The organism is Bradyrhizobium sp. WSM4874, from assembly GCF_055811835.1.
Genome location: NZ_JBVVPR010000042.1, coordinates 61,960 through 69,422 on the forward strand (window position 1 = coordinate 61,960; position 7,463 = coordinate 69,422).

The 7,463-nt window shown below is 59.0% G+C and carries 7 protein-coding genes and 1 pseudogene; 4 read left to right on the forward strand and 4 right to left on the reverse strand.

The window, feature by feature from the left end; genetic code table 11:
* Window positions 1-600 precede the first annotated feature (600 nt).
* On the forward strand, window positions 601-870 hold the full coding sequence (locus tag AC0L3P_RS31520; RefSeq protein ID WP_473308027.1) for a DUF1488 family protein: 270 nt from the start codon (window positions 601-603) through the stop codon (window positions 868-870).
* A 633-nt stretch (window positions 871-1,503) separates the two neighbouring features.
* On the opposite strand, the gene AC0L3P_RS31525 is transcribed toward AC0L3P_RS31520, so the two are convergent.
* The 4 genes and pseudogenes from AC0L3P_RS31525 to AC0L3P_RS31540 all read right to left on the reverse strand — a co-directional run bounded on the left by AC0L3P_RS31525 (window position 1,504) and on the right by AC0L3P_RS31540 (window position 5,337).
* Window positions 1,504-2,232: a Crp/Fnr family transcriptional regulator gene (locus AC0L3P_RS31525; protein WP_473308028.1), complete on the reverse strand. Its 729-nt coding sequence runs from the start codon at window positions 2,230-2,232 to the stop codon at window positions 1,504-1,506.
* A 237-nt stretch (window positions 2,233-2,469) separates the two neighbouring features.
* On the reverse strand, window positions 2,470-2,718 hold the full coding sequence (locus AC0L3P_RS31530; RefSeq protein ID WP_473308030.1) for a DUF6894 family protein: 249 nt from the start codon (window positions 2,716-2,718) through the stop codon (window positions 2,470-2,472).
* 225 nt (window positions 2,719-2,943) lie between these two features.
* Window positions 2,944-4,314, reverse strand: a pseudogene (locus tag AC0L3P_RS31535) (transposase).
* 270 nt (window positions 4,315-4,584) lie between these two features.
* Window positions 4,585-5,337 (reverse strand): winged helix-turn-helix transcriptional regulator, encoded by a 753-nt coding sequence (locus tag AC0L3P_RS31540; RefSeq protein ID WP_473308032.1) that lies wholly within the window; start codon window positions 5,335-5,337, stop codon window positions 4,585-4,587.
* 113 nt (window positions 5,338-5,450) lie between these two features.
* On the opposite strand from AC0L3P_RS31540, the gene AC0L3P_RS31545 reads away from it, so the two are divergent.
* The 3 genes from AC0L3P_RS31545 (at window position 5,451) to AC0L3P_RS31555 (ending at window position 7,364) form a co-directional block, all read left to right on the forward strand.
* Window positions 5,451-5,927: a cupin domain-containing protein gene (locus AC0L3P_RS31545; RefSeq protein WP_473308034.1), complete on the forward strand. Its 477-nt coding sequence runs from the start codon at window positions 5,451-5,453 to the stop codon at window positions 5,925-5,927.
* Between the two features lie 212 nt (window positions 5,928-6,139).
* Window positions 6,140-6,790, forward strand: a complete 651-nt coding sequence (locus tag AC0L3P_RS31550) for a GDSL-type esterase/lipase family protein (RefSeq protein WP_009859439.1) — start codon at window positions 6,140-6,142, stop codon at window positions 6,788-6,790.
* Between the two features lie 379 nt (window positions 6,791-7,169).
* Entirely contained in the window at window positions 7,170-7,364 is a 195-nt protein-coding gene (locus tag AC0L3P_RS31555; protein WP_473308036.1) for a hypothetical protein, read from the forward strand.
* Window positions 7,365-7,463 lie beyond the last annotated feature (99 nt).

Genomic DNA, 7,463 nt, shown 5'->3' on the forward strand with positions numbered 1-7,463 from the left:
CTCTTGCCGTAGCTGGCCCGTGATAGCGCGCTGATCGTCCACTCGTTCTTGTGCCACCCGGCGGGCTTGTAGACCGCGCCCATCCGATTGGGTGGTGAGATCGAGTTGGCGAGCCAACTCCTCGAGGTTCTTCGCAGCTTGACGAAGCGAGTCTCTGGTCGTCGGATATTGGCAGTTATCCGCTTTGGTGTGGAACTCCTCCGCACGCATAAGCCAATATTTCGGTGGGTGCATACGCTCCGCGCCCATAGGCCAATCCCTCAATTGGGCCGTAAACTGCGCTTGTTCCCGGATGCACGTTCAAACAGCAAGACAGGCCACCTCTCAAGTCAAACTAGGCCACTTCGGAAACAGGCGAGCTCCCCGCCGTCATCAGCCGGAGCGATCGAGAAGCGGCGATAGGAACGATGCCCATCAGCCACTCTTGGTTCTACATGCGTTTCAGACGCATGAGGCTATCGGTTCGGTAGTCGGGAGCGGCCTCAGCCCCAGGTCGTGCCACCTTGGCCTGGGGCCGTTCTTTGGGCCAAAGGCTGAGCGCGGCGATGAGGGTGGGGCTTCATCCCAGCTGGGCCTCGATTTATCTGAGGACTTCCCGAGATGCCACTTACCTCTGATCCATCTGGCGAGTTCGATGCCTTGAACAATGAAGTGTTGGTCTTTGCGATGTTCGCGGGCGACGACCGCATCGATTGCCGAGTGGATATAGCCGCGCTGCGGGATCGCGCTGCGGCAGACGGAACCAGCCCAAGCGACGTTATTGAGACCTTCAAGAGGCATCGCTCGACGATTGAGCGGATCGCAAGTGAACAGTACGACACCGGCGCAACGATGCCCGTTGTGCGAACGCATCAGCTTTCGCCGCAGTAGCGCGTTCGGCCTTCCTGTCTAGGGTCAGCGAAGGCTCGATCTTGGCGGCTGAAGCCTCGCCAACACCCTGCCGTCGGCAGCTCTGACGGTAATTGCCTTGTTGAGCATGGCCGCCATTTTTTTCCCAATCCGCAAAGCTTCTAGCTCGTCCTCGGCAGCCAAAGCCATGATCGAGCTTTCTGGACAAGCGACCTCATCGCATTCCCGCCAATGTCCGGAGTCAACAAGATGGTTCTTCAGGGCACCGCTCCATCGGTCTATAGGCCCCTGCGGCCTTAAGCGGGCCCACCCGGACGGCGGAGAAACGGCCCTGGCTTCAGGGGGCTGCCGGGGCCGCTCCGCCCGCTCGGACGAGGGAGCGAGACGACAAACCAAGTCGTGAGAGCAGGTTCCTAACGGAGCATCAGCAGGTGCTCGCGGGCGTCGGCAGCCGCACGTGGGTATCCACGCGCGACGCATCAACGATACACAACAGCAAACTAGCGCCTCCGCCTCAGCTCAGGACCTGCCGTTCAATTGCGCCAACCGACCCGATGGGCCACGAGGGCGCTGTTTTAGTTTTCGAAGAGGTCGCCCACTGAGGGCGGCCTTGCTTTCCAGATTAGCCTGATAGGCTGTGAGGCTCTGAGTTTTCTAGCGGCTTGGCGTCAGATGGAGATAGGTCCGATCGAACCCTGCCAGCTCTTCCAAGCGTTCCTGGTCGAGCAAGTTGAAGCCGGATTTGTCCGCTTCGACCAATCGTTCCCCGCGCAGAGCTTGCAGGGTACGGTTCGTATGGACCACTGAAAGTCCTAAGCAATCGCCAAGATCAATTTGAGTGATGGGCAAGCTAAACTCTCCGCCGCGAGTGCGCCCGATTGCTTGAAGCCGCTCGTGCACTTCGATCAACAGGTGAGCCATTCTCTGCAGCGCGGCCCGCCGCCCGACATTGACGATCCATTCTCGAAAGATAGAACCATCGATCAGCGTCTCTCGCCACAAGGCCGCGGCCAGGTGCGGCTGTCGCGCCGTCACCTCCGTCAGCTCGGCGTGCGAAATGAACCCAAGCGTGCAAGGCGAAAGGCTGACCAGATCATGGTCCATGATCCCGAGGTGAAGGCTTTGAAGGTCAGGTATGTCGCCGGGGATATGCAAGGACAGGACCTGTCGCTCTCCGTCGGCGGTCGTTTTCGAGCGCGAGGCAAACCCTTCAACGATCAGACAGCACTCGCCGGGACGACTGCCATCGGCCACGATGATTTCACGGGCGCCAAGATGCCGTTCGCGAATCCGCAGGCCCTGAATGGCGCGGATGTCCTCGCCATCCAGATGATTCGATACAGCGAGTTTGGTGATGAGCGCTGACGCAAGATTCGCCGGCATCGGATCATCCTCCATGAGACCCGAAGATGGCATACCCACTCCGGCCTGTTAGGCGGGAGTCGCTTGAACTCTCAGCGCCGGCGCCCAAAAGACAATATGCCGGGGATAGAACTTAGCTTACAGCTGTGAAACCAGTCCTGCGAGTCTCATTCGTTCTTTGTGGCCAGTAAAGCGCAAGCGCACTGCTCCAGGTTAAGGAAGCGCCGCGAATTACCGTTTGGAACCGCGAACCGATACCTACTCTGTGGCTGTTAACGTCAGCTCGAAGTAGGTGTGGCCGGTGTTTGGGGCTGGGCTGTCATTGACGACGATCTGCCAAGGCTTGCCTCGCAAAATTTCGTCCCCTCTATAGTCTTTTAAAACTGCACCAGCCAACCTAATCGCCTCAGTCCTCGCTGCAGCGATGTTGGGGAGCTCTAATCCGTCAGTATCGGTCAAAGCGCTTCCGTCGAGGACATGAAAGTGGAACCGGGGCAAAAACCTCACTCCTTGCGGCGAGCGCTGTAGCGTCGCTCAGTCAGAGGCGGCCGTGGAACTTCCCCATGATAGGCGGCAACTAGCATCAGAGGGCTGCCGTTCCTAACTTAAATGAGGACCCTGGAGTCCGCTTTGGGTCGATTTTGTTGCAAAAGTCGGCTGCAATGGATTTGGCCGCTGGGCCTTTCGTTGAGCCGCGCTTTGAAGCGCCGGCTACGCAACTTTGACGCTACGCTACGCGGTGCGCAGAACCTGAGCCGGTGGCGGTCGTGCGACCAGCGATGCAAACCGCCTCAGATTCTGGGCGATGGCGGCTAGAACAAATTCATCCTGGGCACCTTGCGGGCCGCGCAATCGGAGCCGACCAAGCTTCAGGATGCGCTTCAAGTATGCGAACCTCATCTCGATCTTCTTGCGCTGACCCCGAGAGAGCTCGAAGCCCTCGGTGCCAGCGAACGACCGGGCAACGTCTCGGGCATGCTCATGGATATCGCGCGGGATCTTGCGTGATGGTTCCTTTGGGCAGCACTGCGGTTTGAGCGGGCATACATCGCAGTCGAGCTTGCTTGCCCGATACAGAAGGGTCTTGCCCTCGTGCACGGTACCGCTCGTCCCAAGCCGCTTACCACCCGGGCAGCGGTAAACGTCCCCGGTCGGATCATATCGAAAGTCGCTCCGCGAGAAGGTGCCATCATCCCGCTTCGACTTATCGAACACAGGGATATGCGGCGCGATGCCCTTCTCCTCGACCAGCCAGTTCAGCATCGGAGCCGCTCCGTAAGCGGTATCCCCGACAAGTCGCTCTGGCTTGAGACCGAAGCGCTCCTCGGTTCGTTCGATCATGGTCTTTGCTGCACCGATCCGACCTGGCGAATGGCGCGGGAGGCCTCGACATCAACGATGACGCCAAACTTCACGTCGATGAGATAGTTGTCGGAGTACGCGAAGAATGCCGGCCCCTTGTGAGCGCCGTTCCACTGCGCTGCCGGATCGAATGGCGAAATAAACTTCGGGACGACATCGCTGGCGGCGCCCCACGCTGGATCGTCGAGGGTTGCCAAATACTCCTTGACCGCGCGGCTAGACCTGGCCGGATCGCGATCCCTGCGCCAGTCCTGACCTTCGATCGAGCGCTGCTTATTCGCGTCGGCCGCAATCCGGCTCGCATCGACCGCAAATCCTTCGCCACCAACCAGACCGGCGGCAATGCATGTCTCGACAATCCGTTCGAACACGCAGCGGAGAACATCGTCCATCGCGGAAGCGCTCGTTGCGGGCGCGCGAGAACGCCGAATGATCCGGGACAGCGTCCTCGATACCGAGCTTGCAGAACCAGCGATAGGCGAGGTTCACCTGCACTTCACGGCAGATCAGCCGTTCCGAGCGAATCGCAAAGACATACCCCACGACCAGCATCCGGATCATCAGTTCCGGATCGATCGACGGGCGCCCCATCGACGAATAGTGAGACGCTAGTTCACCGCGAAGCCAGGACAGATCGAGAGCAGCATCGATCTTCCGCACCAGATGATCTTCAGGAACCGCGTTGCCAAGATGAAACTCGTAGAACAGTTGACCTTGGTCACTCTTCAGACGGCCCATCATGGATCGACCTCACCGAGATTCGCCTCAGCACAACGAAATCACGCTTCGTGACTTGTCTCAACCGACTTTTGCAGCAAAATCGGCCCTAAGCCGAAGCGCGCCTGAGGCCCTCGGATGTCCGCTGTCGCTGGTAAACCGGACGCCGAGCTGACCCTGGACCGACGGCGGCTTCTGACCCAAAGCGGTCATGGAGCGTGGTCACCCCGGGCGGCGATTGTGCTACGCAAGGAGCCTGAAGGCGGGTTGCTTGACGGATAAGACTGAGGCGGCTTACGAGGCTATCCGGGGCGCCTTCGTCTCCAGCCTTGGTGGTCGAGATTGGCCGATACGCGCTATACGACGGTCCGCTGATGCCGCGCGAACGGTCTCCGCCATGGGACTCCAGGTGAACCAGGTTGGGAACGCGCGGATATCAGCCGGCGCACCGTCAAGATGGACGAGGTTCTTGCGTACGGCGTCCGACAAGGACAAGCGGCCGAGCCAGATCTGGTAAAAGGTCATAATGTTGGCGGTTACGACCACATCCACGTCGAACCTGGGATGCTTCAGACAGACTGAGATATCGCTGGGATCGATGACTAGCCAGTAGGCGCGCTGCGGTGCGCCGCGAAATTCAAACTGGATGACGCGACGGCGTGAAAAACGATCCGCAGCGACCCGCCGGCGCATCCACCACAGGAGAATGATCGGGTCAAGCTCGCTCGGTCGTGGAGGACCGAAGGCCCAGCGCGCTCCCCACTCGCCGAATAGATCAATGATCTGCTGGAGCTCGCGTCCAGCCGGTGTCAGACGATATTCGGTCGGCTTACCGCGCGATGCGCCCCGCCGTTCCAGTACGCCCGTTTGCTCCAGCCGCCGCAGCCGCTCGGTAAGCAGCGTCCGCGACATGTGAGGGAGACCGCGCTCGAGTTCGTTGAAGTGCTTTACGTCCGCGAGAAGCTCGCGGATGATGAGCACGGTCCAGCGATCCGTAAGAATCTCGGCTGCACGTGCTACCGGGCAATATTGGCCATACAGGTGCATGTCGCAAAGTAGCACAGAAGGTGCGCGCGCAGTAGTGCAGTTTTTGGACTAGCCGCCTGGAGCTGCGTGCGAGATTATTCAGTCCCCACTTTCGAGCCGAACAGGAGGTCTTTATGTCCAGCAACGAACACAAGAGGCGAGACGTTTTGCAAGCGCTCGCAGCGTTGCCATTGATGGCGTTGGCGATGCAGCCGTGCGAAGCGAGAGCGCAAACCTCAGGCAGCCCGGTAAGGGTCGATACTAAAGGCCTGGTTGCCAAAATCAAATTCGAGGCGCCGCTCGGCGGCTTCCTCTCCGAGATCAACGGAAAGTACAAGCTCCGGGTTACCGAGCTCACGCTCGCTCCCGGGGGGCAGGTGGGCGAGCATAATCATGTCGGGCCTGGCATTCGGCAGGTCACGTCCGGCTACATGACTTACGTCCTGCCGAATGAGACAATCGTCTACGGACCGGGCGAATTCTTCTTCGAGACGGGCGACGTCAATCACACCGTCTTCAATAAGACTGACGCGCCGATGGTGCATGTGCTGTTCGAGATATTGCCCGTTGATCACTCCGGGCCGTCGTTGATTCCAGTCAAGCATCATTGACGGCGCATCGACCTCCGCTGCTTCTGAGGGCAGTCGCAGGCCGCTTTCCCCCGGACCGACCCGTGTCGCAAGCTGCCATGTCGGCTTGTGGGCCCATAGCCGATTTATCGCCAGCAGCCGTTCCAGGGCCGCATGTGACCCGAATACGACATCAGCCTCTTCCACCAATCTGCCGATGCGCATGTAATGCGCGTCTGACCAGAGGGTCGGCAATGAGACGGCGCGAGTTCATCATCTTGGCCGGAGCGGCTGCTGCCACTTGGCTGCCACCAACAGCCCTTCGTTCCGAAGAACGGGTAATCAAAATCGTCGCACTCGGCGATGCTCTGGCTACCAGCTACTATCTTCCCGTTGGGCGCAGGTTCTCCGACAGACTTGAATTTGCATTGAAGGCCAAAGGTCAATCGGTCACGGTTGTTGATGCAGGCAAGGGTAATGACACAGCAGCAAGGGGCCTTGCCAGCTTGAATCGCTCGGTTCCCGAGGATACCGATGCGGTGATCTTGGTACTCGGTGCGGTTGATATGGTCTTTGCCGTCGAGCCAAACATCACGCGCAAGTCCCTGGCAGCAATTATTGAAAACCTAAAAGCGCGGCGGATCGCCGTGCTTCTTTGCGGAGCAGCGCCTCACACCAGATTGGACGACGAACACAAGAGTGCCTTTGCGACCATGTTCTCCGGTCTTGCCGGCGAGTACAATGTGCTATTCTACCCTGCATTTGATGACGCGTTTGCAAGCGATCCGTCGCTGAAGGAGATCGGCGACTTCAAGCCAAACGCGGCAGGGATCGAAGCTGTTGTTGCGCGCATATTGCCGAAGGTCGAGGCGCTGATCGATCAAGCACGTCACAGAGTCCATTGACCCCCATAGGTACGGCCGATAGCTCGCAAACCGTCATCGTCGTCGACGTGATCATTGGCGCTGAGCCACTTCCGCTATTGGCCCATCAGCGAAGTAGCGGCGGCGTTCCACGAGGTCCGCTCACGAGGTATGGCGGACCAGATTTGCTCACGTTGAGTTCTTCGCATTGTGACCCAAGGCGGAATTCGTTCAGTTGCAGCCAGTTTGGCTCCCCGATTGAAATCGGGCCTATGCTGGCGGTTCGAACGTAGGCAGTCCGAACTCAAGCGGGGATCAGATTGACGGTTCGCATGATGGCGGCACTATTACCTATGTTCTCAGTGTCCTCTGGTTCACCTTTGACACAGGTCCATACGTCGTTTTTCTTCACCGTGAACAGATGATCATCGCGATGATCGAGCCGCATTTCGCCGTCGACGCACTGGCAAACCATATCGTTTCGCATGGGATCATCTTTGTGCCTTGCTTTCGGCTGGAAGACGATGTCAACGACCTTAATTCGCTTGTAGGCGGGGAGTACGGAGTCGTGCCCATGCATCGCTTCGCGCGCTGCTCCGACCAACGCCGCAAGTGAAGATTCTCCTTGCCAACCCGGAGCCAATGGTATGGACCCCGCCCTTGCCGCGGTGGAATCTCAAGCGTCAACTGCAGCGAAGGAGGATGTTATGCAGGT

Coding starts and splice junctions, on each gene's coding strand:
- AC0L3P_RS31555 (WP_473308036.1), top strand. CDS start 7,170: ATGATCATCGCGATGATCGAGCCGCATTTCGCCGTCGACGCACTGGCA.
- AC0L3P_RS31525 (WP_473308028.1), bottom strand. CDS start 2,232: ATGCCGGCGAATCTTGCGTCAGCGCTCATCACCAAACTCGCTGTATCG.
- AC0L3P_RS31550 (WP_009859439.1), top strand. CDS start 6,140: ATGAGACGGCGCGAGTTCATCATCTTGGCCGGAGCGGCTGCTGCCACT.
- AC0L3P_RS31540 (WP_473308032.1), bottom strand. CDS start 5,337: ATGCACCTGTATGGCCAATATTGCCCGGTAGCACGTGCAGCCGAGATT.
- AC0L3P_RS31520 (WP_473308027.1), top strand. CDS start 601: ATGCCACTTACCTCTGATCCATCTGGCGAGTTCGATGCCTTGAACAAT.
- AC0L3P_RS31545 (WP_473308034.1), top strand. CDS start 5,451: ATGTCCAGCAACGAACACAAGAGGCGAGACGTTTTGCAAGCGCTCGCA.